The 25961-nt window shown below is 43.7% G+C and carries 18 protein-coding genes; all 18 read right to left on the reverse strand.

Going from position 1 to position 25961, the window contains the following annotated elements; all coding sequences use genetic code 11:
• Positions 1–285: 285 nt before the first annotated feature.
• Positions 286–1605 carry a PKD domain-containing protein gene (locus tag ADIS_RS01150; protein WP_238325352.1) on the reverse strand — a complete coding sequence of 440 codons (1320 nt, stop codon included), beginning with the start codon at positions 1603–1605 and terminating at the stop codon, positions 286–288.
• A 213-nt stretch (positions 1606–1818) separates the two neighbouring features.
• Positions 1819–4440: an alkaline phosphatase D family protein gene (locus ADIS_RS01155; protein ID WP_035804235.1), complete on the reverse strand. Its 2622-nt coding sequence runs from the start codon at positions 4438–4440 to the stop codon at positions 1819–1821.
• A 177-nt stretch (positions 4441–4617) separates the two neighbouring features.
• Positions 4618–6255, reverse strand: coding sequence for a RagB/SusD family nutrient uptake outer membrane protein (locus ADIS_RS01160; protein WP_035804221.1), 1638 nt, complete (start codon positions 6253–6255; stop codon positions 4618–4620).
• A 21-nt stretch (positions 6256–6276) separates the two neighbouring features.
• On the reverse strand, positions 6277–9654 hold the full coding sequence (locus ADIS_RS01165; RefSeq protein WP_238325353.1) for a SusC/RagA family TonB-linked outer membrane protein: 3378 nt from the start codon (positions 9652–9654) through the stop codon (positions 6277–6279).
• 161 nt (positions 9655–9815) lie between these two features.
• Positions 9816–10922, reverse strand: a complete 1107-nt coding sequence (locus ADIS_RS01170) for a FecR family protein (protein WP_010852418.1) — start codon at positions 10920–10922, stop codon at positions 9816–9818.
• A gap of 230 nt (positions 10923–11152) precedes the next feature.
• Positions 11153–11767, reverse strand: a complete 615-nt coding sequence (locus ADIS_RS01175) for an RNA polymerase sigma factor (RefSeq protein WP_010852419.1) — start codon at positions 11765–11767, stop codon at positions 11153–11155.
• Positions 11768–11990: 223 nt separating this feature from the next.
• Positions 11991–12122 (reverse strand): hypothetical protein, encoded by a 132-nt coding sequence (locus ADIS_RS23535; protein WP_010852420.1) that lies wholly within the window; start codon positions 12120–12122, stop codon positions 11991–11993.
• A gap of 128 nt (positions 12123–12250) precedes the next feature.
• Positions 12251–12439 (reverse strand): hypothetical protein, encoded by a 189-nt coding sequence (locus tag ADIS_RS01180; protein ID WP_010852422.1) that lies wholly within the window; start codon positions 12437–12439, stop codon positions 12251–12253.
• A 55-nt stretch (positions 12440–12494) separates the two neighbouring features.
• Positions 12495–12869, reverse strand: coding sequence for a hypothetical protein (locus ADIS_RS01185; protein ID WP_035804224.1), 375 nt, complete (start codon positions 12867–12869; stop codon positions 12495–12497).
• 48 nt (positions 12870–12917) lie between these two features.
• Positions 12918–13268, reverse strand: coding sequence for a toll/interleukin-1 receptor domain-containing protein (locus tag ADIS_RS01190; RefSeq protein WP_035804239.1), 351 nt, complete (start codon positions 13266–13268; stop codon positions 12918–12920).
• A gap of 808 nt (positions 13269–14076) precedes the next feature.
• The gene (locus ADIS_RS01200; protein ID WP_010852426.1) at positions 14077–14688 is read right to left on the reverse strand and encodes a hypothetical protein; all 612 of its coding nucleotides are present in this window, start codon (positions 14686–14688) and stop codon (positions 14077–14079) included.
• Between the two features lie 4 nt (positions 14689–14692).
• The gene (locus ADIS_RS01205; RefSeq protein ID WP_010852427.1) at positions 14693–15832 is read right to left on the reverse strand and encodes an AAA family ATPase; all 1140 of its coding nucleotides are present in this window, start codon (positions 15830–15832) and stop codon (positions 14693–14695) included.
• Positions 15833–15845: 13 nt separating this feature from the next.
• Positions 15846–19376: an Eco57I restriction-modification methylase domain-containing protein gene (locus ADIS_RS01210; protein ID WP_010852428.1), complete on the reverse strand. Its 3531-nt coding sequence runs from the start codon at positions 19374–19376 to the stop codon at positions 15846–15848.
• A 3-nt stretch (positions 19377–19379) separates the two neighbouring features.
• Positions 19380–22733 (reverse strand): helicase-related protein, encoded by a 3354-nt coding sequence (locus ADIS_RS01215; protein ID WP_010852429.1) that lies wholly within the window; start codon positions 22731–22733, stop codon positions 19380–19382.
• On the reverse strand, positions 22734–23033 hold the full coding sequence (locus ADIS_RS01220; RefSeq protein ID WP_010852430.1) for a helix-turn-helix domain-containing protein: 300 nt from the start codon (positions 23031–23033) through the stop codon (positions 22734–22736).
• Positions 23034–23681: 648 nt separating this feature from the next.
• On the reverse strand, positions 23682–24854 hold the full coding sequence (locus ADIS_RS01225; protein ID WP_035804226.1) for an IS91 family transposase: 1173 nt from the start codon (positions 24852–24854) through the stop codon (positions 23682–23684).
• Entirely contained in the window at positions 24854–25432 is a 579-nt protein-coding gene (locus tag ADIS_RS23295) for a tyrosine-type recombinase/integrase (protein WP_316931187.1), read from the reverse strand. The genes ADIS_RS01225 and ADIS_RS23295 overlap by 1 nt, the downstream gene beginning before the upstream one ends.
• The gene (locus ADIS_RS23300; RefSeq protein ID WP_010852435.1) at positions 25429–25662 is read right to left on the reverse strand and encodes a site-specific integrase; all 234 of its coding nucleotides are present in this window, start codon (positions 25660–25662) and stop codon (positions 25429–25431) included. Before ADIS_RS23300 ends, ADIS_RS23295 begins: the two co-directional genes overlap by 4 nt.
• Positions 25663–25961 lie beyond the last annotated feature (299 nt).

Below are 25961 nucleotides of genomic sequence, written 5' to 3' on the forward strand. Positions count from 1 at the left end.
GTTCATTATTATCTAATCCTATTTCTACTTTTTGGGCATCTTTGCGAATCAGCGGAAAGTGCTCCAATACGCCAGCGCACCAACTCTCCCAAATCCTCTCCTATCCACTACCTACCACGATGCCCCTCTGTGTGCGCAAAAAAATGGCTACCGCATCTCCATTCCCCTCCTGCTGGCAGTCAAGATACTGATTTTACCAGTTAATCGCATGGATATACCCGCTTTCATGCGCTACCGACACCTTCAAATGCCGGATTTTTACACGTTCGGAAAGTTATCCGGTACCTACGGTATCATCACTTCCCAATATCGGGTTCGTTTGGAAGTACCCTGTCTGCCTTCTACTTCCAGCGTGATGACCTTTCTGACCCCCCTTTTTTCAAAGCGATGGATCGGGTTTTGTTCGTTGGACCATTCGCCATCTCCAAAATCCCAGCTCCATTTCTCGATTGCGCCAATAGACTCGTCTTTAAAAGCCACTAATCCCCTATCCTTGTCAATCACTTCAAAAGTCCAATCCGCTTTGATTGGTGGCAGAAACTGCGCTTCCAAGGGCATTAATCTAAAGGCACATAAATAAGAGGCATCGCTGACCATTCTGACATCATGGGAGAGATTAACATGGCCTTCCCTTTTTCCCCCGTCAAAGTCCAAGATCGACCAGGAAAGGCCAATGACTTTGTTTTCCCATAAGTTGGATTCGATTGCCCGTTCAGGCCCGTCGTGGGGTGCATAATCATAGGGAGTGATCCACCCTTCCAATCGCAGCGTGCCACTTTCGCCATGGTTAAAATCAAAGTCGTAGGCGCAATTTGCCCTGGGGAACTCGGAAATCCAGGGTTGGCTACCCCACACCAGCACCCATGCATTGTTTACGGGCGGGGTGAAAATATGGTAGTTTTGGGCGTGAACGCCGCTAAAATTTAGATGATTTTCGATATAGGCATCGGATTGGGGCTCCCATTTCAAGTCGTTTCGATCGTACAGAGGGTTATAAATAAATGGCCCACCGGAAAGGTCACCATCCACCACGAGCTCAAATATATCGTTTAGGTAACCCTCTGGATTGAACCGCTCGAAATCCCAAAAATCATCATAGGCCTCATACTTAAAGTAAAGACGATTCATCCCCTTTACCCAACCTATGGTCACCTTTACGTCCAGATCTTCGGGAGAAATGTCGGTTCCCATGCCATCCTCAGTATCGTTCAATTCATCGGTACCATAGGTGTAATCCTTCGGAACGATCTCCCAGTCACTAAAATCCCCATCGATTCTTGGCATTTGATCGGTAGGGAACTGAAAAATTTTGAATAGCCTCCCCTCTCTTGCGGTTTTATAGGTTGTGGAGGTTTGGCCGGTTGCGTTGGAGATAGGTCCGAGTAAGCACAGAACCAAAAAAAACAATACAGTTTGGCATTTGCTGAATTCCAAGATATTAAACCTCCCAATAAAATCAATGTTCCTCCTGCCCAACCTTTGATACCCAACGGCTGAAAGGGTCGAGCAATTTTCAGAAGAGGTCTCAAGAACTGCAAACGCAAGCTGGCCCTGACTGATGCATTCGCTCTTCGGTACACGCCCTTTTTTGGTGTTCTTTCGCATAAAACCCTCCACTTATTAGTTCTCAAAATGGGAAAAAATCTCGTAAATTCCGATTCATGAGTCTATTTTATCTTTTATCGGCAGAACTTGGAGAAAACCCGTTTACCCATTGCTCACCTACTTCATAAAACGAATAAAGGCCCTCCAAGAGTAGTTGGAAGGCCTTTGGTTAGGTTTGGGATTAGATGTATAGTCGGATCTATGCCCTTCCCATCAAACAGACGGGCTGGTTCCTACCTGCACCTGAATGGACGCTATGCCCAATGTATCCATGGATAGCCCTGCCAACGTCTTCACCTCTCCCGACTCGCTGCCTTTTACCAGCACCCGGTAGGTTCCCTCCCGAAACACTTTGGGCCTAAACCGGCTTCCGTTTATCCGAAGTGAATATTCCGTCTCTCCACTTGCTTCATGGACGATCGTTACCACCGGATTCTCAATTTCCTTAAAATCCAGTTCGGGCAGATATCCCAGGGCCTTTTTGGAGTAGTTATCCGCTTGGGTAATGGTGATGGGCCAACCATCGTATTGACCTCCGGGATTGGACAATGGATCCACATACCTTGGCCAGCATTCGATACGCATGGTGCGTTCCTTTTTGTTGAAGACCACCATGCCATAACCGGTAGATCGGTCATAAATTCTAGCGGGCAACCGGCCTGTTTGCCTGGGATTGGCAACTGCATGAACCGTCATCCGATTTCCAAATCCGTCGAAGAAGTTACCGGTGTACTTGGGTTTTCCTTCCAAGGGCTGGTGATCTTCAGGAACTGGCGGCCACCAACGCCGGGGGAAGAGGTTGTTCAATGCGGGGCCTGCGAAGGCATACCCCGCATCTCCGAACTCATCGACCCCGTAGCGTACCACAGTGGCCAAGTGTTGATCTCCGGCGATGTGCAGGGCGAAGGCCTTACGCAAAATACGTAAGGCGTTGTCCCTTCCTTTTTGTGGCCAACCGTTGGAGTCCATATCGCTGGTAGGTGCATCTCCCTGCACGTACTCCCCAGGCTTGGGGATGGGAAGGGTCGGCACAATGCTGTCTATGATGCTTCCCTCAGGCAGCGTGGCCACCGTACAGAAATTGGTCTGAGACAGGGCCACTTTCATCTCTACCTGATCGTCCCAGTCCTCGGACCATTTCTCCAGAAACTCCATCTGACGGTCTCCCAGCAAATTGGCATCTATATCGTAATGGGCCTTTATGTCAAACTTTCGGTTTTGGATGAAACCATTGACCACCTTAGCCTCTTCCGGCAGTACGTTTTTGGGTGCCGACTTGAATTTTCGATCCTCCAAAATGGCCATACTGATCCCTCCATATACCCAATCGGTAAAATAGCTGCCTATACCCTGAATCAGCGGAGAAGGATCATAAGGCGGCGGTAGGTGGCCTGTCTGCGTTAATTGAACCATATTTACCCATTCGGGTGGCATCTTATATCCGCCCTGATCCTGTGAGTCGTAATTCCAGCCCAATTCGATAGGGGCCCTTTTTCCACCCTCACCCCACACATTGCCATGGTACACATCATGGTCATCTGGTATAAACACACAGGGGATATTTCGGAATATGTCTCGGTAAGACCATCCAAACATGTACCACTTGCGCAGATAATCCAAACTTGCCCGTTCCAAAGGTGCCGTTTCTATGCCAAAGCCACCGGTGCTCTCGTAAAATTGATCGCCTAGAAAGACGGCTATATCCGGACGGTGTTTGCCTACGTTATCCGACACTTCCTGATCCGGAAAACCGTGGTCAGCGTTGCAGCTGAAAACAGCCATTTTGACCTCTGCCTGCCCAAGTGGCTCGGCGGCTATTTTGCCTTCATAGAAATAATGCCTGACGCCTTGGGAAAAAGGCAAATCCAATCGCACCCGATAGGAAACCTCGCTGGCATTGTCCCAATCCCTCAGTGTGAAACGAACGACCCTGCCCAGTCGATTGATCTTCCCTTGAGCGATAGCCTCCCAGACGCCATTTCGTCGTATTTCCAGGTGAATTTCATGGTTCACAAAGTTTTCAACGGGTGCCATTTGAGCCGTTAGCCTCAACTCCTTTTTGTGCAGGGTATAGTAGGAAAAGCAAATAGGCCCAAACTGCCGGTCTACGTAGTGATCAAGTTTTTCACCACTCATTTCCCAAGATGCAAATTCAGCCGATGGTTGGATTTTTGTTACATTTTCTCCCCCTGCATGGCAAACGAGGCCAACCTGTCCTACCAATTGCTTCGGATCAACACCGGAAAACTCAACCGTGGATAACACCTTTTGGGTACTGGGATCAAAGGCCTCCAGTTTTAAGCTAAAAGCACCTTGAACAGGAACGGCTTGGAGGCTCGCGTGAACGGGTTTTGTAAGATCGGAGATTCGGCTCTCGGAAATCCTATCCCCGATGAAAAGCCTTCCATCTCCTCTCAATCCACAGTCCAAGCCTCCTCCAAACACCACAGCTGACCGATAGTCGTCAAACGGACCCTTAGCACCTAGCCTAAAACCAGCATATCCCTCTTCATCATCCACATTGATTAGGGAAAACACCAGTTTGGACTGAAACGTCTGGAAACGGTCAGAAAGATGGAGTCCTAGATGATACAAGGTTCTGTTGTTGCCACTAACCACACAGGTAGCCTTTCCCTCCACGATTTTCCAATCCTGCAATCGATTGCCCCAGTATTCCGGGCCTATCCAGTCGAGGTTTGGCCATTGGTGCCAATCACTTTGGAAAGTACTATCCAGTGGTTTGGGAGCTCTGCTTGATCCAAACGTACTACCAGGAAGCAAGGAGGTTCCAATTCCTCCCAGGGCAAGTACTTTTACAGCTTTTCTTCTTTGCATTTGTTTATGGTCTTTTATTTCGTCTATTCCTTTATGGAGTATTGAATAATCTTTACCCATTCACTTAAGTGTTTGCCAACGAAGCGACTTGCATTGACCCAATGAGCGTGTTAGATGATTTTAAACGCTCCAATAATAGCGCGAAAACGATAGTTAATTTACGGATTAAATGACATCCTATTGGAGTAACTTGGGGTTAATATTCGTTTCAGCCTCGGGAATCGGCCATTTGTCATCAACTCCCACGCGGAAATTCTTTGTGGTCACATGCCATCTGGACAACGGGTCAGGTTTTCTGGATACCTGGGGAAGTCTGGTGGAACCAGGAAAGGCCGCTCCCCAGAAATCACCCCTAAGAACTTCTCCTCCTATCCCCCATCGGAAGATATCCCAAAGCCGTATTCCTTCGAAGGCCAACTCTATTCGCCGCTCGTTTCTAAGTATAGTTCGCAATTGCTCCACATTGGTTTCAGTAATTGGTGGTAGACCTACAGACTGCCGACCCCTTACCTGATTGATCGTTTGATCCAGAAGTTCCTGTGTAATGGGCTCGCCCGCCTCCATAACAGCCTCCAAATACCCGAGGAGAACTTCCGCATACCGGATAATCGGGATGTTTCCTCCGTAGTCCGTAATCAAGTTTCCCGAAAAAGACTCGTCAAAGAACTTTCGCAATCCATATCCTGTCCTGGTAGCCTGTTTGGAATAAGTAAGTTGATCAACCGACTGCGCGGAATCCGGATGACAAACGTAGGTTCTGCCGCCAAAAGTAGATCCATCCCAAAGGAATGTGTCTCTAAATCGCGGATCCCTATTGGCTCCCATATTAGCGGTGCTGTATCTAGGATCGTCAAATGAAAAAGGCGATCCATCTTCAAACCCATAGGCTTCGGCCAAACTTCCCGTTGGATTTACGATATGCCACCCACTGGAAACCGCCGGATATGCGTGTTGAGGCAGGGAGTTGGCGGCAAACCCAGATGTAAACTGCACACTGAATATATTCTCGCGACTATTTTCATTGGCAGGATAAAACAACGTTTTATAATCACTATCAATGATGTTTTCACCATACCCAATGATTTGCTGATAGGTCGCTGCTGCTTTTGAAAACTGCTTTTCCCCTAGATATAATCTAGCCAAAAAAGCCAGAGCCGCCTGCTTGCTGGCTCTTCCTATTTCAGAGGCGGAAAGCGCCCCATAACGTGGCAGAAATTCGATACTCTCAAGGAATTCACTCTCGACAAAATCGACGATTTGTTGCTTACTGGCCAGTGTAACATTATTGGCCTCATCTGGTGTCAGGGTATTCACCACCAAAGGCACACTGCCCCAAAATTGTGAAAGGTAGAAATATTGGGTAGCTCGCAGGAATTTGGCTTCTGCACGCATCCTGTTCCTTGATTCCGCCGGCATTGACGCATTTTCAATATTTTCCAAAAAATCATTTGCAATTGCTATTCTTCGGTATGACCCTGTCCAATACCCTAAGACGACATTATTATTTGGCAATAACGTCCCATCTGTCAGACGGTTATAAGTTGAATTATCTCCCCGTCTATCATACGAATTGTCCGTAGCAAATTCCAAAAAAACGATCCCACAGTAAGTCCACCAATCGGTTGGAACTACTTGGGTACCATAAACAATATTTCCTCGGTAGAGGCCCGTTAATGCGATCATAGCATTGGTCTCCGAAGTCCAAAATGTGTCACTCGCAAAGGCGTTCGTTGGAAACTGATTCAATTTTTCATCACATGAAAATGAAATCAGCAATAAAAGACTGAGAATGTATGTGTTAGTTATCGATTTCATGACAGTACTCATTTTAAATGATCAAAACCTTAGATTTACACCCATCGTGTAGGTAGCCAAAATAGGATAGTAGGCCCCACCAGAGTTGATTTCCGGATCCCAACCCGGCCAGTAGCCGCTTAATGAAAGGACATTCTCGCCACTCAAATAAATCCGGGCGTTCTGTAGGCCTACTCGCTTTTGAAATGACGTGGGTAGTGTATAGCCAACCTGCAAATTCTTTATCCTAAAATAAGAAGCGTCTACAACCCAAAAATCAGAAAGTACGGTATTTGGGGTTCCCGCATTTGTTATTTCCTCTAGCCTAGGGTAATTGGGGTATCTCACTGGATTTTCAGGATCAAATCTGCCATCCATCTGCCAGCGCTGAATATTTCCCAGGTTGAAAAAAGCCCAACCGGCATAACCGTCCAAAAGCCCGCTCACTCCTGTAACTCCCTGTCCAAAAACGGCTAGGTCAAAACTCTTATAGCTTGCGTTGAAATTGATACCAAAGGTATACCTGGGAATTCGACTACCTAGGTAAGTTCTATCATACGTAGGATCAATTCTGCCATCAGGTACACCATCAGGCCCGCTTAAATCCTTGTACCTTATGTCCCCCGGTCTTGGGTTTGGAGTAACGGGAGATTGATTTGCCCACCCCTGTATATCTTCTGCATTTAGGAAAACCCCATCAGATTTATATCCATAATACATTTCCATTGGGAAGCCGACAAACAGGTTGGAGCCATTGCCCACCATTCCATTAGGTTGCTGCACATTTCCCAAACCCAGGGAGAGAACTTCGTTGTCGGTTATTGTGAAATTGCCTCCAATGGCATATTTGAAACCGCCGACCTGATTGCGATGCATCATATCAAACTCCAAACCCGAATTTCGTACTTCCCCCGTATTCACTTCGCTAATTTGAACTCCCAATACGGACGAAACGCTGCCGGTAGGTCTAAATAGGATGTCTCTTGTATGCCTGTCGAAATACGTAATATCAGCCGACAGCTTTCCATCAAAAAATACCGTCTCAAGTCCGAAGTCTATGGTCTCGGTTGATTCCCATCGGATATTTTGATCCATAAATACCGAATACGCTGCCCCAGTAGCCATGACCCCTCCAAAAGGATAGTCCCTACCCGAAGATAAAACCGTTTGGTAGGGGTAGTTACCGATATTCTGATTGCCCAGGACACCCCAAGAGGCCTTTAATTTCATATCGGACAACCAGCTTGCGCCTTGAAGAAATCCCTCGTCAGAAATCCTCCAGCCTACAGCCATTGACGGAAAAAATGCATATTTATTGTTTTCGGGAAATCTCGAAGACCCGTCGTACCGAACGGTTGATTCAAACAGGTATTTGTCGGCATAGCTATACCTAAACCTGGAAAACACCGACTGAATGGCCCATTCTTCGTCAAAACCTCCCACTCGCTGATTGTCGACTCCTCCCATGTCGAGAACGGTGTAGTCATTGCTGGGAAAATCCTGCCTATAACCATTAAAAAAAGAGTCCATTTGGTTTTCGAAGGAATATCCCAATAAAATTCCAAACGAATTTTGGTTTATCTGCTTTGCATACTCACCTAAGAATTGGGTCGTTTGAAATATTTCCTTATTGCTAAACTGATTCAGGTAGGACTGTCCATGAAAAACATCATCATTTAGGCGCTGTGAAGCCAGGTAAGATCGTTGTTCCAAAAGCGCAAACGTGTACCCGCCGATGGCTGAAAATGTCAATCCTTCCAATGGATTCCAATCCAGCTTCATATTAATTCCTGCCCGCGTTCTTGGGTTACGAAGGTAAGAAGCTGACTGTAGCCAAGATACGGGGGTTCCACTGGTCTCTGGCCCAACACCAAAATCCCCATTAGACGCTTGGCCTAGAAAAATAGCGGGATACCTAACTGCATTGGCAATCAATTGGTTAGCCATATCTCCACCTCTATTGGCTGTTGCCTGAGGCTCATTCCTTTCCTCCTGGGATCCGAAAACCCTGGTATTCAGCTTAAAATTCTTGCCCAAATCGCTGATAAGGTTTAACCGAAAATTGTATCGTTTGAAATTATTCTTTTCGATCAACCCATCTTGGTTTAAAATTCCGCCAGACAAGAAGTATTTATGCGCATCGTTGCCACCATTTATTGTCACCGTATGCCCAGTCTGAAAACCCCTTCTGGAAAATACTTCATCCAAAAAGCGGGTGTTTGGATAATTGTCCGGATCATCTTGCCTCCTGAATCGCTCTATCTCCTCAGGAGAAAAACTGTTACTTTCAGAAGCAATGTTGAACATCCGGGCATAGTCCCAAGAATCGACAAAATCAGGGAATTGAGTAGGTTGATTGAAGCCGACATAACCATTGTAAGAAACCGAAAGTTGACTTGACTTTCCATCTTTGGTCGTAACAAGAATAACGCCGTTAGCGGCCCTTGCTCCATATATCGCTGCGGAAGACGCGTCCTTTAATACTGAAATGGACTGGACATCCTCCGGGTTAATGTCATTCATATTGCCCGGAATCCCATCGATCAACACCAATGCATCAGGTGTGGCTCCGAAGGAGCCTACCCCCCTTACTCGAATAGAACCTCCACTCTCACCTGGCCTACCGGTTCGCTGAATTACCGTGACGCCGGGGATTTGCCCAGTGATCGCTTGGGAAAGCTGTGTGACCGGTCTGTTTTCAATATTTTGGTTGGATATCTGAGACACGGAACCAATGACATTAACTTTCTTCTGTGTTCCGTAACCTACTACCACCACCTCGTCCAAAGAGCTGGAATCCTCCACCATACTCACATCTATGATACCGGATGTTCCTACCATTTTTCGTTGGTTTACATAACCGACAAAAGAAAAAACCAATACAGAACCAGATTCTGCATTTAGGCTGTACCTTCCATCAATATCGGTTACAGTCCCCGTAGAAGTCCCTTCAATCAACACCGTAACACCAGGCATAGGCTCTCCATTTTGATCCGTAACCGTCCCTGATACCGAGATATTTTCCGCCTTTTCCTCGATCAATACAGACGCACTATTTTTAGTTTTCTTTACATGGATATTATAATCCACCTGTTTGAACGTGAGATTGGTCTGTTTTGCCAAACTCAACAGCACATTGTATAGGGAGTTGCTGTCCGATGACACCTCCACACTGGGAACATCGCGAAGCTCTTTGTTGGTAAATACAAAATTGAATCCTGTGCTTCTTTCCAGTTCCCGAAAAACGCTTTCTATCTTTGCATCCTCTAGGGAAAGGGTCACCATTACGTCCTCAATGTTCTTGACTTGCGCATTTCCGTTCCATGCCAACAAAAGGCTCATGGTAAGGCATTGGAATAGGAAAGCAATAGAGAATAGCCTGGTCATGTGCAATACATGCTTAAGTATGTTTTTTTTCATAAATTTGGATGGTTTGTTTGGGCGATGCCAATTGTTTAAGCAAATGTTTACCCACACAGAGATTGCCGTCTCTGCGTTGTGGGCCATTACCGGCCATGGTTGCTCCAACATCCATGGCCTTTTCTTTTGAATTAAAGGAGTGTTACATAAGCATTCCGTTTTTAGGATGATACATCAAATCTTATGGTTACCCTGTCCCTATTCACCTGAAACTCAAACCGGGCAGAATAACTTAGTCCCTCCAGGACGCCTTCAAGGGTTTGGTCTACAAATTTCCCAGAAAGGAGCACTCCCTTCTCCGGACGATTACGTATCTCTATCTTGACTCCGTACCAGTTTTCCAAAACCCTGATGGCTTCTCTTATGGGTGTCTGATCGAAAAGAATCGTCTTTTTTGTCCATGCCAATACCTTTTCCTCCTGAACCCGCTCCATACTATGTATTCCTTTGTCAACTTTGATATTTAGCCCCTCTCCGGGATACAAGTTGACTTCCCGGATTTCCTCAAAATCCAACAAAACGTTCACTCTTCCCGTAAGCAAGGCCACGTCAAGCGGCTCGCCTTCGTAAGCGGTGATATTAAAGGAGGTACCTAAAGCCGTGGTAGTTACCTGACCGGTCTTTACGATAAAGGGCCTTAAACTATCTTTGGCTACTTCAAAAAAAGCCTCTCCAACCAAAAACAATTCGCGCCGGTCTTTCTCAAAATTTTTTACGTAGCGCAGGGTACTGCCTGAATTGAGTATTACCCTGGAACCATCCTGTAGGGTAAGATTGGATTTAACACCCGGAGGAACTGCATGCTCTTCATAGACCAGGGGAACAGCGATAGGCTCCACTTCAGGATGCTGAAAGGTCAGATTAAACAAAACACTCAAGGCAACTGCCATTACAAGAATCGCGGCGACTCTGTAAAACTGATAATTTGACCGGTAATTTACTCTGGGTTGCCCATAGGCAAAGCGCTTTAGAGTGCTCTCCGAACTTAGGGCCACTACCCTCCTTTCGGCTTTCTCTTCGCTTGGTTGATTGATGACTTTGTTGATGTTGGTCCAGATGTCCTCCACCCGGTCGTCGCTGATTTCACCAACATCTCTGGACAGATTGAGCAAAGTCTTCCGAGCCAGTTCCATCCGCACATATTTGTCCGGATTTTTTTCCAAAAAAGCTTCCCAATAGGCCTTCGCTTCCTCATCGGGAGAGAGGACCCATTTTCGAAACTCTGGATCCAACATAAAATCCTCAACAGTGTACTCGGTGTTGCTCATAAAAGAAGTCTTTCATTTATATAAGCCCGGATTACCCAAAAGTTATCCGTCCAAAAAGATAAATTCTTGCTATTTGTTCACTTCTTTCAAAAAAAAAGGAATAGTAGGTTTATCCTAGTTAATATCTACCCTGCGATAGGCTGGTTTGTTGAATAATGGAATAAAATGGAAACAAGGCAGAATTCCGTAAAAAATTGTTATTTACATATAAAATATGTTTTTTACATTATTTACAGTTGGAAAACAAGAATAAGGAAAATTGTAATCGTTAATATGGACTTTTTAAGCGAGGAAAGCGCTTTCCATGCCAAGGTGTACACCGAGCGAAGATTTATGCCCATAAGCTTGGCTGTAGCCTCGTACGAAAGGTTTTCAAAAAATAAATACTGAATGACTTCGTTTTGCCGAATAGGAAGTTCTTTCAGGCTGCTGGCCAGCTTTTTTTGTAGAACCTCTTCCCGTTGGGCGTTTACGATGGTGGACTCCACACTTTCGAGTCGTTGCGGATAGTCATACGCCGTCTGCCGCTGAGCCTCCAACCCTTTAGAGGCCTTTTTTTTCGCTTTATTGATTTTATTGGAAAGTGACCTAAAAAGATATAACCGAACATTGTCGGTAGGTTTGATATTTTCCCTATACCTCCAAAGGTCAATAAAAAGCTCCTGAATGCAATCCTCCGTGAATTCAGCATCACCCGTAATGGACCTACCAAGCTGAAAAAGCACTCTGACATACTGCCTGTACAATTGTTCAAACGCATGTTTATCGCCGGATTTCAGCCCAAGCCAAAGCTCCTCAGGATTAGCTTCCTGAGACGGGGAAGTGTTTTTCGGAACGAGATCCATGGTAAGTTATTTGGGGAGCATTGCCAAGTGCCTCTCAAGTATAAGAAAAACTTGCCACAACTGCATACATTTTTAAGAAATATGCAAAAACAGCACTTCACATCTTTCCAAAAACCAAACCTACAAGCATGAAAAGTTTTGGCTAGTCTCCTTTTTCTATTTTATGAAATAACAGCTTGCTCTTACTAGCTGGTCTTCCTGGATTGTATCAATAACCTGAATATTAATAGATTACATTACCCCCAGCCAATATATACCTAAAATCCATCTCCTCGTTGACTTCCCTTCGCTTCTCCAGCAACAACCCAGCTAATTCCTCCCTGACAAGCCGATAGTTACTGTCTTTGGAATTCATCTTCCTGTGCGTAAGCGCCTCAGGCAGCGAGTCCGCTGATCATCATCGCCCGGCCAGCCACACAAACGGTTCCATTCCAGGCAGCCATATTGTAGGCGGGGGGTATCGTTTTAATAAATTTACCATGTTTAATAATCACCACCGCTATTGCTTTCCTGGCAGGAAATCAACCAGTGTTTCAACTGGAGCGTAAGATCCTTGACTTTATCAGGGTAATTGGCCGCCACATTGCTTCTTTCGATGGGATCGTTGATCAAATCATACAATTCATAGGTTTGACCCCCATCCGGTGAATAAAGCTTGAACTGATTGTCCATAATGGCTTCCTGCTTTTGAAACTTAAAGGATATGGGCTCCTCTCTTCGCTCCGAATCATTTAAGAGAGAGGGAAAGATATTCGCCCCGTTTTACATCAAAGGTAATGTCCATTCTTATGTCTTGTGTTTTAATATGATAGTTGTAAATGTCATTGTTTTGAACGAGGATATTTAAATTTCTGAAGTCAGGATTTACGAACATCATTGAAATAATTGACTCCTTCATTAGCCAAGCCATTCCCAATTCTACTTGCTTTAAAAATCTATCTGTTGCATTCTTACAGCCGGTTATTTCGATTTGTAGAAGAATTGATTTCTTTTCTTTCTCATACAAATTTATCAAGTCAATTGTCATGTAATAAAGACCGTCTTTAATTTCCCAATGAATTGCATAGTCGGTTACAATATCATTCTTTTTATGTCTTCCCATATTTTCAGAAAAAAGCTTTGAAAGAGGACGAAGCAATGATTTAAAACCTTAATCAAAGTCTGTCCTAAAGTCGGCATACACTTTTTCTTGCAGAAATAATGGAACTTTACAATTGTCAAGAAGGATAGGAATTACAACGATTTTCTTTTCATTAAGCTCTCTCATTAGTCCAGAGTTCAGTTCTTTCTTACACCATTCACTGTCAACAGAATTATTTGAAAGAACCACAAGTAAATATGAGGAGTCAGATAGTCCTGATTGAATTTTGTCAATGAGTGAATCGCCTGGCTGCATTTCCCATTTGTCAAGCCAAACTTGAATTCGATTCTTAACCAACTCGGCTGAAAGTCTGGTTACAAATTCACTGTCCTTGGTTGAATAACTTATAAAAACACTCATGTTTTGTTGGTGAATTTATGGTTTGTAGTGTCGTCTTAAAATGCCCTATAATCGGGTCAGGCGGGGGAATTTACTCACTGCATTTATTATTTATAGGCGGCATTCGTGGTTTCCAATTCACCCCTACCTTCCCACAGGTAGGGTCGAGTGCTGGCGCACCAATCTTCCGATCGTGTTTCCAGCACCCGCCTCGTCAAACCCAGCGTGCGAATTTAACGCACTGCGCTTTCCTAGTGACTTCTCATCTCGCTTATCACCTACCGCGTTGGGGTAACTTTCCGGTTTCGGCCGGTACGGAACAGCACGTGCCTGCACGGCCGAAAACAGCCAAAACACCAAAAAACAAGGTAAAATCAGCCAACAAAACCACTCAGAAAGCATAAAGAAAAGAAACAACCAGTCAAAATGCCGCAGAACCAACGCCCGCCAGCACCATTTTTCACACCACCGAAATCACCCAAACTTTTCAATCCCCATAGATACCTTCCCTCAAAAAACCCGCTACGTCCCGATAGCTATCGGGATCAACACAGGCTAAGCCCGAAATTCCGCTGCGCTCCACTTCGGTTTAGCCCTTGTATGTTACCAGTAGGCCTTCTGTCCTCCGTCCTTGTCAGTCCGCTGTCTGTATGGGTTTTCGCTGTCTGTGTCGGCTGTGTGGTGGTGGGTTTAAAAATTTTTAGAAGGGGAGGAAATTTTAAAAAATAATTTTTCTTGCGTGGGGCAGGCGCACTCTTACCACAGCTTTGGTTTGTGCGGTTGCCTTGCGGGGCTGTGGTATGTGTGTGACTGCTGCGTTGGCTCATTGTTATGTCAATTGCGTTCCTGTCAGTTTGAAATAAAATCGTTTGAATGTTTCACTCTTTTTCAGTTTTTGGAAGTCAGGAATTAATGCTACTAACTTTTCTGCGTGCATATAGTCAATGTAGTTAAAGCTGCCGCCTCTGCTTTGAGTGAAATGTCTGTTTAGCTTCTTCTTAGGATTCTGAACTTGGTCTGGCCGTCTTTCGTGTCCGATGGTTACTTGTCTTGTTTGAGTTGATAGAAAACTTGAAATGGCTCGTCCGTCAGCAATGAGCCAAGATTCCAACTCTTGCTCAATACAAACTAAATGCACTCTGTCTAATGGAACTTGTGCTGCGTTTAAAGAGTCAAAAATATTGTCACGGTCTTCTTTCATACAGGGCCTTGTTCTGTCGTCACGCCAATCGGGAAACAAGTCCCAAATGATGTAAACGGTTTCACAGCCTGATTTTATTAATTGCTTTGCTGCTTCACCACAACCACTGATTAATTTGGGTTTGTTGTCAAGCGTAATGGCTACAAACTCATCAGCAGGGCGGATTCTGCCTACAAGGTTTTTACAAACCTTCAAGTCTGCCCCTTGCGGGCCGCACTCTAAAATGAATCCTAACTTCATACGCTTAGTTTGAGAATCCTTTTTGAGTGTATAATTGTCCAGGTGCGAATTTCTTTGACCATTCCAATACTTCTTCATCGTCTGCCGGACGTGAAAGCGAAACTTTCTCATCTTTTCTTTCTACAAAAACGATTTGAGAAATATGCAATTGGTCGAGCAGATAAGGCGAATGAGAAGTAATTAAAACCTGACCTTTTTTGTTGTCAATGTAATTTCTGATTTCAGTAATAACAAGGTGAATGGTTCTTGGGTCAAGTCCGTTTTCCAATTCTTCAATCACAATAAGCGGTGAAGGTTCAGGGTGACGGAAAACTGCTAACAGTGCCAATATTTTCAATGTTCCAGTTGAAAGCATCCAGCCGGGAAGTTTAAAATCCTGCTCCGATAGTTGCAGGTAAACCATTTTTTCCAACTCCTGTGTTATCTGCGGTTGCAGGTCTTTAGCATAAGGCAAAACATATTGCAGAGTTTCTAAAATACCTTTATAAACTTCAATGTCTTTGTCCCTGATGGAAAGCAAAAACTCCGCAATGTTTCTTCCGTCTTTATGTAATGTAATTGGACCGCTTGTTTTCTTTTGCGAATGAGGGTCGCCCATTAAAAAGGTGTTCATAGAAAGAAACTGCCAACTTTCAACAAATCGTCTTATTTCCAATTCGGCTGATAGTATAGATTTATCAGGTGTTTGCCAAGGTGCTTTTCGGTCTTGTGTAATGTAGTTATTGTCTGCATCACGGCTTCTTTCAAATAGTTTGTAGCTGACTTTTTCTTCGATAAAAAATATGTTTCCGGCACTGCTTATTTCCTGACCAATTGAAGTTGAGAATTTGGTTGGGTTCAATGGACTTTTGGTTGCCAGTTTCACATTGAAAGCAAACTCCATTGGGGCAAATTGTAATTCAATGCCGTCTTTAATGAATTTGCGTTTCTTCTTTTTGCCTTTGTAGTAAATATGTTCAAATTCTCTCCAAGGTCTTACGGCTGCATCCAAACCTTCGGTTACGATGGATTTGAACATTTGCAGGGCTTCAAGCAAACTACTTTTGCCCATTCCATTATACCCAATAAAAGCCGTTAGCGGTGTCAGTTTTACTTTGGCACTTTCAATGGCTTTGAAATTTTTGACTTCTATATTTTTAATCATCGTTGCTGATTTTTTAATTCGGTTTTATCAATCCTCTTTCCACATCACGGTAGGCATTTTGGGTGGCTACCTTTTGCGGTTGTGGCACAATAGGGAAAGTAGAAAGTATGTAAGCAAATTCTTCTTCGCTTAAGCCGTAAATGTGAGCAATAATGCCATCTAATTCTGCCCTTAGCTTATTGCGTTCGTATTCCGTAGTAGCCGCTTTCTTCTCTGTCCATTTGGTTTTCATCACTTCTTCCCACAATTCTGCAAATTCTTCGGTAGTGCATATTAAACGGGCTGCTCTTTCTACTATGGCTGTAAACCATTTGTCTTTGGGTTTTAATCGGGGAACTGGAAGTTGATAGAGATAGAACAAATTCAAGTTCGTTGTTACTCTTGCCCTTAAAATAAAATCGGCAACATAGCTGTTGAGTATTGACGTAAGCACAAAGAGTTCATCGTTCCCAAAGTTCAATTCATTGTATTTTTTCTTTTCGTGTTTGAATGGAAAGTTTACAGTTAAGGAGTTTCCGGCAATGGCATACTTCGGTATGATTGTGGAAATTAAAGTTCTCTCATTTGTGTTGGATGCAATTTTGCGTATTGCCAAACGATAGGTTTCATAATCATTCTTCAAGTCTTTTGGCTGGTCATATAAACCTTCAATTCTTTTTACTCGCTTGCTTAAAAAGTCAGTCTTAATTTCTTTTTCATTTATCCAATATCTCGCATCAGAAAATTGATTGGTAAAGTGCCAAATCATACCACCTTCATAAAGGACAAATTTTGCAGGTTTGGTTAAGAAACTACCTGCCGAACGGGTCATATTCATTTCCTCTCCATACAACTCCAAATTCCAACCTTCAGCATCACCTGCCAGCATTGGATATTTTGAAACTGTTTCAGCAATGCTTACTTCCTGTTCGCTTTTAAATTCAATTATAGAATAACTATCAGGACTAAGTCTTTTCACCAAGTCAACAGAAATAGTAACCGAGCCATATTGAGGGAAATTGGTCAATTCTTCTACATCGTGCCGCATAAAGGCAGTAGGGAATTTTTGAGTATTTCCGCCTTTCTCAAAGCTGAGAACAACAAACTTGAAACGACTATCGACATTTTCAAAAATCGTTTTACGGTTTTCAAAGCCAAACAAACCTGTAATCTTGTTTTCGTCAAACAGCATTTCACGAAGTTGTTTTGTTCCTAAGTCGGTATAAATGCCACTTGGTATCACAATACCGCAATAGCCACCTTTGCGAAGCAGGTTTCTACATTGTTCAGTAAACAAACAATACAGGTTGGGTTTGTTACCCACAGCTTTTCCATTTACGACTGAAATTTGATTTTTATACTGTTTGGCATTTTTAAAATATGCCCATTGATGTGGGTATTGACTGGAATATTCTAACCAAGCTTGACGAATTTCTTTGTCAGCCATTAGCTCTTCTTTGTTCTGTTCCCAATCTTCAATGCGGAGTTTTTTCTTCTTGATTTCTTTATCGTATTCCTGAAAGAATTCCTTTTCGTTCGTCTGAAAAACTTCCCAAGGCGGATTAGTGATGATAGCATCAAAGCCGTCTTTCTTTCTGAATATTTCTGAAAATTCATAGCCCCAATGAAAGGGTTCAAGGGCTTGAATGTCTTTGATGTTGATGCTACGCTTTATGCTTTTGCCTTCTTTGTTTTTTTTATCGTCCCAGGTTACTTGCTCATACTTTATTCCGAGGTTTGAAAATTCCTGCCCCAACATCAAGTTCAAAGTGGCATTGGCTTCTTCTTCCATTCGGTCAATGCTTTCCTTTTTTATCTGTATGTTTTCATTGGTGCTTTCAAAAGATTTAAAGGCACGAATGGCGGCTTCTTTTTGGTTTACCAATTCACGGTAGCTTTTCTTAAACAAGTCGCCACTTTGGTGCTTATTAAATTCGCTTTCGTCCACCCGCATCAAACCAATCAATGAGTTTCCACTCATAATATTAAAATCAATATTAGGCAGGGGTTCTAATTGGTCAACGGTTTCGGCACTGGCTACCAAGGCAAGGAACAAACGGAGTTTGGCTATTTCGGTGGCTTCTTCCATCAAATCAACCCCATACAAATTGTTGGTGATGATTTGCTTTTTGATGTAGTAGTTGATGCTCGGATGGTCTTTTTCAATTTGCTGTTTCCATTCGGTCAGTTTCTTATCACCCAAAAATTCAATCTTGCCCAAGATAGCCGAATACACATTGATGAGGGTTTTCATAGCCGCCACCAAAAAAGCCCCCGAACCACAAGCAGGGTCGAGCAAACTCAGGTTGGGCAATACGGCATTTTCACCCACCACCAATTTTCGGCAGGTAGCCGCATCTAAATGCAATAACAGTTCGGCAATGCTATCGTAGCGTTTGGTAGTTAGTTTTTGTTTTAGCTTTTCGGGGATGTCATCAGGCAATTCCACTCCGTTTACTTCGTCCAATATCAGTTTATAAACCGTTTGCTCGCAGAGGTATTCCGTTATTTCGGTTCGGGTATAGTATGCCCCGAATGCTTTTTGGTTGATGTATTTTTCAAAAATATAACCCAACACATCGGGGTTCATTTCATTGTCGGCTCCTCCGGGTGTGTCGTCAAGTGTCCAACTGTATCGGTTGAATAACTCAAACAAGTTATCAAAAGCTTGGTCAGGAATACTGATTTTACCCTGATATTTTACTTCAATTTTATGCAGCAAAAACAAACCACCATTCAGGTATTTAATTTTTCCAATCAATTTATTGGTAGCAGCACTGCGTTGGTTTTCTTGTTTGGCAAAGCCTTCAAAGAAAAGTTTAGAAAGGAACTCATTGTAAAATTTGTTCTTGCCTAATTCCTTTTTTGAAAATTCAAGTTTGTGGTTAAGATATTCGGTATCGCCATTGTCCAAAAACATTTTCTTTTGCAAGAAATAGATAAACATTAAGCGATTGAGGATTACCGAAGCATACCATCTGCGGTCGGCTTCATTGTCAATGCCTTCAATCAGGTCAAGAAAAACAATGTATTCGTTCTGATAGTCACGGAAGAACTTCTTAACTACCCGTTCAATGTCCAAAGCAGTTTTAATACGGCTGGCTACTTCGGCAATGGCAATATTTCCTTCACGGTCAAACTCGCTGATGTCCACCACCAACGAAGCAATTTTGGCAATAAAACCATCACCGGGTTGATGACGGAAAAAGAAATGCTCTCGGCTTACAACTTTCTTATCCTGATTTTTCAGCCAATGCCAAATGCTTTGTTTACGGTCTTTGTCTATGAAAATTAAAACGTGTTCAAAGTGTTGCTTCTGAATTTCTTTGGCAATTGCTATTCGCTGTTTTGGCTCGGGCACCTCTCCGTTGGGAGTGGTAATTTCAAAAACCACTGCACCGCTTAACTCGGCAATGGGTTTGCGGCTAATGGCAATTTCTTTTATGGATTCATTGATGGTTTTATTGGAAGTAGGATTGCTCCAACCCAATTCTTCAATGAACAGCGTTTTGAAGTCGAATGACTGCAACGCTTTTCGTGTTCGTTCTATGTTGAGTTTTGCCATTTTCTATTCCTTGTTAATTAAGCCCATTGAGCAAATGATTTGCGGTTCTCGATCGGCATTATCTTCATCAGTAATGATGCACAACTTATCTTCTTCACGCAGGGTTACTACCAAATTTGCCAACTGGTCGTCAGATGCTCCCGCTTTCAACTGTCTGCCAATAACCTCTTTTGCTGTTTCTTTCAAGGGGTATTTGTAAATGTCGTCAATAGCCCTTTTCATCGCCTCGGTTACAAACAAAGTGTCTTTGTATGCTTCGTAATAGCGTGTCAGGTGCATATAAATTCGATAGCGAACACTGCTTTGCTTGCCAAGTTGTCCTCCTGTGCTTATTTCAATGTCTTTTATGTAATCCAAACCTTTTTCCACCAGTTTGTGGTGTTCGGGAATTTTGTATTGTGGCACAGTGTCGGGAGTGCAATGAGCCGCTTTTAAAATAGTGAGTTGTGATTGTGTAATCACTTCACCTTTTTTGTTAGCCCAAACCAACACATCGTTATCATCAGCCGTGCGGCTATAAACAATTACACCTTCGTGTTCTTTGATGTCAGTGTTTTGCTTGGTAGCATACACCACATTCGGCATTTCCTGTATGAAGTTGTTCAGTTTAGGGTCGGCATCAGTGGCGTTTTTCCAAATCTGAAAAGCATAAGAAGCCAAATCCACTTCTCCATCTTCTTCCTCGTCCAAAATTCCTGACTGTTCGCTGTAAAGTCCTTCCAGTTGCGACCTTACTTTTTGATTGTCAAAAAATAATTCATCAGGCGAGCCAAGCACTTCATCGCTTTGCTCTAATCGAGATTTCAGACGGCTTCTTAAACGGATAATTCGTTCAATGCCGTCTTCGGGCAAAAATGAATAGCAATATATTTTGTCGGCTTTCTGCCCAATTCTGTCCACACGACCTGCACGTTGTATCAAACGAATGATAGCCCAGGGCAAATCATAGTTTAAAATGATGTGAGCATCCTGCAAGTTTTGTCCTTCACTCAACACATCGGTTGTTATCAATACACGGATTTCATCAGCTTCATTTACTTCCTTCCGTTTGTCGTTGCTTTCAGGACTGAAACGGTAAGCAAATGAAGTTGGGTCATCGTTGTCGCCTGTAACACAGTCAACTTGCTTAACACCTTTCTTTTTTAATTCGGCAGTGATGTATTTTGCTGTATCGGCAAATTGGGTAAAAATCAAAACCTTTTCATTGCCGTGTTTTTTAGTAATGAGTTTATGTAGCGTTATGAGTTGTCTGTCTGCTTCTGCACTCCAATCTTTTCCAAGGTCAAGAATTTTCAATAAGTCACGGCTGTCGTTGAGCAAAGTGTCTTTAAGCGTATTGGAAAACAATTGGCTGCTTATCCAGTCGAAGCGATTTTTATAAGTGGATGAAAACAAATCGTAAATCTTCTGTGCCTGATTGTAGTATGATTCTTCACTCAGCATCAGATTGATTTTTTCAATTTCTGATACTGTGTTTTCTATGTCTGCATCTTCCAAATAATCATCCAGCATATTGGCATCCTGCTTACCAATAGGGAAGGGAAGTTTGTTTTCAATGGCATAGATAAATATGTAATTGCGAAGAATGTGTCGGCTGATGGATAGTAAAAAAGAATAGCCGCTACTTTCTAATCGCTTAAACAAATTAGTTCGGGCAAAGCCTTTTAGTCTTGCTCCTGCACGTCCGAGATTACCCATTATCACCAATTCTTCTTTGGTTGGTTTCACCAAAGGTTTTTGATTTATGTATTGGTCTTGACCTAAACCATAACGAGGCAAATTCAAATGATTGATGATTTGCACCACATCGTCAGCATAAAGCTTTGCGTATTGGTCGCTTGGGTCGTTGGCATCAAAGTGGTATTCCACTTTCTTAGGCAAACGGTCGGGAAAATAAGACCTTGAACCATCGGCAAAAGTGAGGAATTTACGGTTGTTGGTTTCGTCTGTTTGGGTGTAATATGCTTTGATGAAACTTCTTGTTCTGCGAACCAAATACAATCGCATCAATTCTCGCCAATCGTCTGCAAATTCACTTTTCTCAAAGGCAGGTAAACTGCGGATTGGCGTTTGATACTTAGCCATAAACTGCACTTTACCGCCAATACTTTCAATAAAGTGTTCAGGGCTGATTCCTAAATCTTTTTCATCAGGAATAAACAATCTTAACTGGTTGGAAAGGTCAAGGAATGTTTTGTTGTAAGGGGTTGCAGAAAGTAAAATCACTTTACTATCGTTCAACTGAATGTATTCTTGAATAGCTTTATATCGCTTACCTTCTCTGTTACGCAGGTTGTGGCTTTCGTCAATGATGACTACTCTGTATCGTCTTTCATTGGGCAATAAAGTTTGTGCTTGTGTAACGGAAATAATTTTTGCCCTTAGTTGATACTTGTGGCGATAATCCTCCCACATCTTCACTAAGTTCTTCGGGCAAATGATTAAGGTTTCTAAAAGAAAATCATCCTCAAACATTTTTGCCAATGCGGTGGCAGTTATTGTTTTTCCCAATCCAACCACATCGCCAATGATTACACCGCCTCTTTTATTCAAGTGATGTGCTGCCACCAACACGGCTTTTAACTGAAAGTCCAAAAGTTGTTTTTCAAAAACCTTGGAAACTTTAAATTCAGAAAGTCCGGCTCTTGCTTCACGAGCAAGGTGGTAAGCAATTTTTAAATAGATGTGATAAGGATGAATGAGTTTGTCAGCCGCCCAACTGTTGTCAATGATTTCGGCAAGTTCATCTGAAATATCAATGCAGAATTTATCCTCCCAACGGTCATTGAACCATTTGGAAAGTTTGTTGGATGCGTCCCTGTCCAACACATCCACATTCAATTCGCCTTGCAGTGAAAGTCCTGAAAGCGTAAGGTTACTGCTGCCTAAATAGCCAATAATTGGATTGATTTTATCGTCACGGAAACACAAGTAAAGTTTTGCGTGTAGCGGATAACGGAGAAACAACTTAACAACAACTTTCTTTTCCTTAATTTGGGCTGAAAGTTTTCTAAGTCCTTGCTCGTCCGCTTCTGTCGGAATACCAATGGTAAGTTGTTCTTTAAATTCCTGTGCAAGTTTCTTGCGAATTGTAATTGCGGTTTGATTGTCTATTCCACCGTGCTCAGTCTTGGAAAAATACTCTTTGATAATTTCCAGTGGTGGCTTTTGCATACCTACCAATAAGCGACAACAGTTTTCATCACCACCATTCCAATTGTCAATGTGATGGGCAACTTGCTTCCAACCTCTTAAATTGAAATAGCCCACACAAAAGTCGGCACGATGTGAAACATCGAGGGTATAATTTAAACCCTCCGATAAGTGATTCTCTATGTTGTCAAATATTTGCGGCATTTACTTCTTTGTCTTTTTAATTTGTTTTTCGGCTGCTTTTAGTCCTTCCGTCAAGTGTTCCAGTCCGCCAAAGTCTTTATTGATTTTGTCCGCTATGAAAGTCGTTTGAACCTCTTTTAAGTCCAGTTGCAAGATTTCAGAAAGCGGTTTTAAGTAATCAGGTGAAGCCGGTCTTTCCCCACGTTCTACTTTACTAAGTGTAGAAGTATCAATGTCAAGATGAGCCGCAACCTTTCTTAATGGCAGATTCTTAGCTTCTCTTGCTTTCCTTATATAGTCACCAAATGTTTCGTTGCTCATTGACAAATTGTTTTGGACAGATGTGTCAAAATTACAATTTTAATTGAAACGGTCACCCTGTGCGGTGGGGAAATTTTGCTCTTTTGGTTTTGTAAGGTTCGGGCTTGTGTGTCGGGCAAAACCAAATGTGCAAAATGTGGGCTGGCAGAAAATTAATTTTTTAAAATGCGGGTCGGCAAAAATTTTTAAACCCATTGCGTTGGCTTGTGTGTCCCCAAGTTTTACGTCTGGTCTGTGTCGAGTTACAGCGAAATGGTCTGTCGGGTTAAGTTCGTCTGTAAAGTTTGGTCAGGATGTCAAAGGTCGATTTTTGGTGTCACGTTGAGGGTTGTAGTGTCGTCTTTTAGGCTTACTGGTAACGTAAAGGGTTTTAAACGCAATCTAGCCAAAAAAAACAACTATTTGGGTTGCAGCTCCCTAGATTGCGGTTAAAACTTAGTTGGACGAAACCGGGGGTCTGTCTATGGGCATTTATGTTTCCCTTTTTGGGCCATTTTTGTGGTTTGGTGACCAGAACATCCGCATAGATTGTTGGAACGCCCGGATCTCGGATATTTCCGGTCCGCTAAGGGCAGTCCTTTCCCATTAACGCTGATCCGTTTTCGTTTTTTCCAATGTTTTCAAAGAACGTTTTTTCACGGGGCAGCTTCAGGGATCCCTGCCCTTTTCCCCGGCGAGGCCGTAAACCATCCTGCCGGTACCGCAGTCTCCACACATGAACAGGTCCCTGCCCAGTATTTCCTCCAAAATCTCATAGGTGGACAACCCCTGGTAAAAGGAAATGAACCTTGCCACGTTCAGCAGCCTGAAACAGTCATCCATTTTGGTCTTGCTGTTCGCCGAAGACATGATCCCGTAGTATCTTATCTTGTAAAACCCGCTGGGGAGTATATGCTGCATGAATCTGCGGGTAAATTCGGCACCGGGAAGTTCCATGGTTTTGCTTTTGCCGTCCCGGTAATCCTTCCACCTGAACTTTACCGTGCCGTCCCCGAAGGCCAGTATCCGGCTGTTGCTGATGGCCACCCGGTGGGTGTACCTGCCCAGATAACCAACTGCCTGGTTGGCCCCCTTGAACGTCTTTTTGATGTAGACATGCCACATCTTCGAATAGGCCTCCTTTTTCAAGAGTTCCGGTGCGGCGTACATGCCTTTATGTTTTTCGGGTATCCTGAGCAGATCTGCGCCCAAAGCCTGGAAAAGCTTTTCCATGAATACGCCCCTGAATATCTTGGAGAGTGCCTTCACGGGTACAAAAAACTTCTTGTTGGCAGCCACCCATTCCATTTGGTCGGGGTCAAGCCCTCCGGCCGGTATCAGCATATGGATATGGGGGTGGTAGTTTAGCGCCTGCCCCCAGGTGTGGAGTACCGAGAGGCAGCCGCCGTCCACCCCCAGGAAGGTAGGGTTCGATGCCGCCTTCTTCACCGCCAGTGCCGAAGCGGCGAAGAGCATCCCGTAGCATTCCCGCTGGTTGAGGTAAAACAGCGGCTTGAGGAATTCCGGTATGGTGAACACCACGTGAAAATACCTTACCGGGAGCATTCTGCACTTCAGCTTTTCCACCCACACAAGCTGTTTTACATACTGGCACTTGGGGCAGTGCCGGTTACGGCAGCTGTTGTAACTTACCCTGATGTGGCCGCAGCCATCGCAGGTGAGCGTGTGGCTGCCCATACTTGCGGTCCTGCACTCCAATATGTCATTGTATGCCTTCACCTGGTCCGGGCAAAGCCTTCCCGTGCCCAGAAATTTTTTCTTCTCGGATCCCAGGATATCGGAAAGCTCCGCTCCCCCGTTCCTTCTGTTGACCGTTTCCATCACAGGCCATCCAGTGGACTTTTGATTTTCGAGGGATCGAAATTGGTCACATGAAGGTAAACCGAGGTCGTCCTCAGGGATCTGTGCCCCAAAAGTTCCTGGATCACCCTGATGTTGGTGCCCTGCTCCAGAAGGTGGGTGGCAAATGTATGCCGGAGGGTATGGAAAGAGGCATCCTTCTTTATCCCGCTTTCCACAAGGATCTTTTTGAACAGATCCTGGACAGTTCTTTTGCTGTAGGCCTTGCCGGCTGTCCGTCCTTCGAAAAGAAAGGTTTTGGGCCGGTAGTACCTGTAATATTCCCGGAGCTTTTCCAGCAGCTCCCCGGACAGCAGGGTATACCGGTCCTTGTTTCCCTTGCCCCCGCGGACCCTCAACTGCATCCTGTCGCCGTCGATATCGCCAAACTTGAGGGCAACCAACTCACCCAGCCTCAGTCCTGAACCATAGGCGAGCGCAACCAGGCAATAATGTTTCCTGTTTATAATTCTGTCCAGGATATGGGAGACCTCCTCTTTGGAAAAGACGACGGGGAGGGCTTCGGGCGTCTGGGCCGTTTGATCTTTACCGGGTCCTATTCCCTGCCGAGAACATCCGTGAAAAGAATTTTGAAGGCACTGATGGTCTGGTTTACACTGGAGGCCGACAGGTTTTTCGTCTCAACCTTATGGAATAGATACTCCTTTAGCTCGGATATGCTGATCTTTTCCGGACTTTTTCCAAAATGGCCGGAAACTGACGCTACCTGCGAAATATAATTTTCGATACTTCTTGGAGAGTAGTTTCTGATCTGCATCTCCTGATACATCTGCAGACGTAGGCTTTTTTTTCCATGATTAATAGAGTTTAAAGATTATACATGGAATAAAAATAAGCTATTTATCTGAAAATAAGAACGTTAATAGATGAAAAGTCAAAAACTACCGACGTAGGAGGTTTTGTTCAACGTATTGCCGCTTGCCGCAGTGGGGGATTTCGGAGCACTTCACTGTCAACCAAGCAGAAACTTTGATAGAAGCACTGCACTTGATTTAACCACGTCAGCCCCCATTGCGGCAAACGGCTGTTGAACAAAAGCTTCGCTAGCCTTACCGGTCCGGAATCCAT

The sequence above is a fragment of the Lunatimonas lonarensis genome, assembly GCF_000390185.1.
Taxonomy (GTDB): domain Bacteria; phylum Bacteroidota; class Bacteroidia; order Cytophagales; family Cyclobacteriaceae; genus Lunatimonas; species Lunatimonas lonarensis.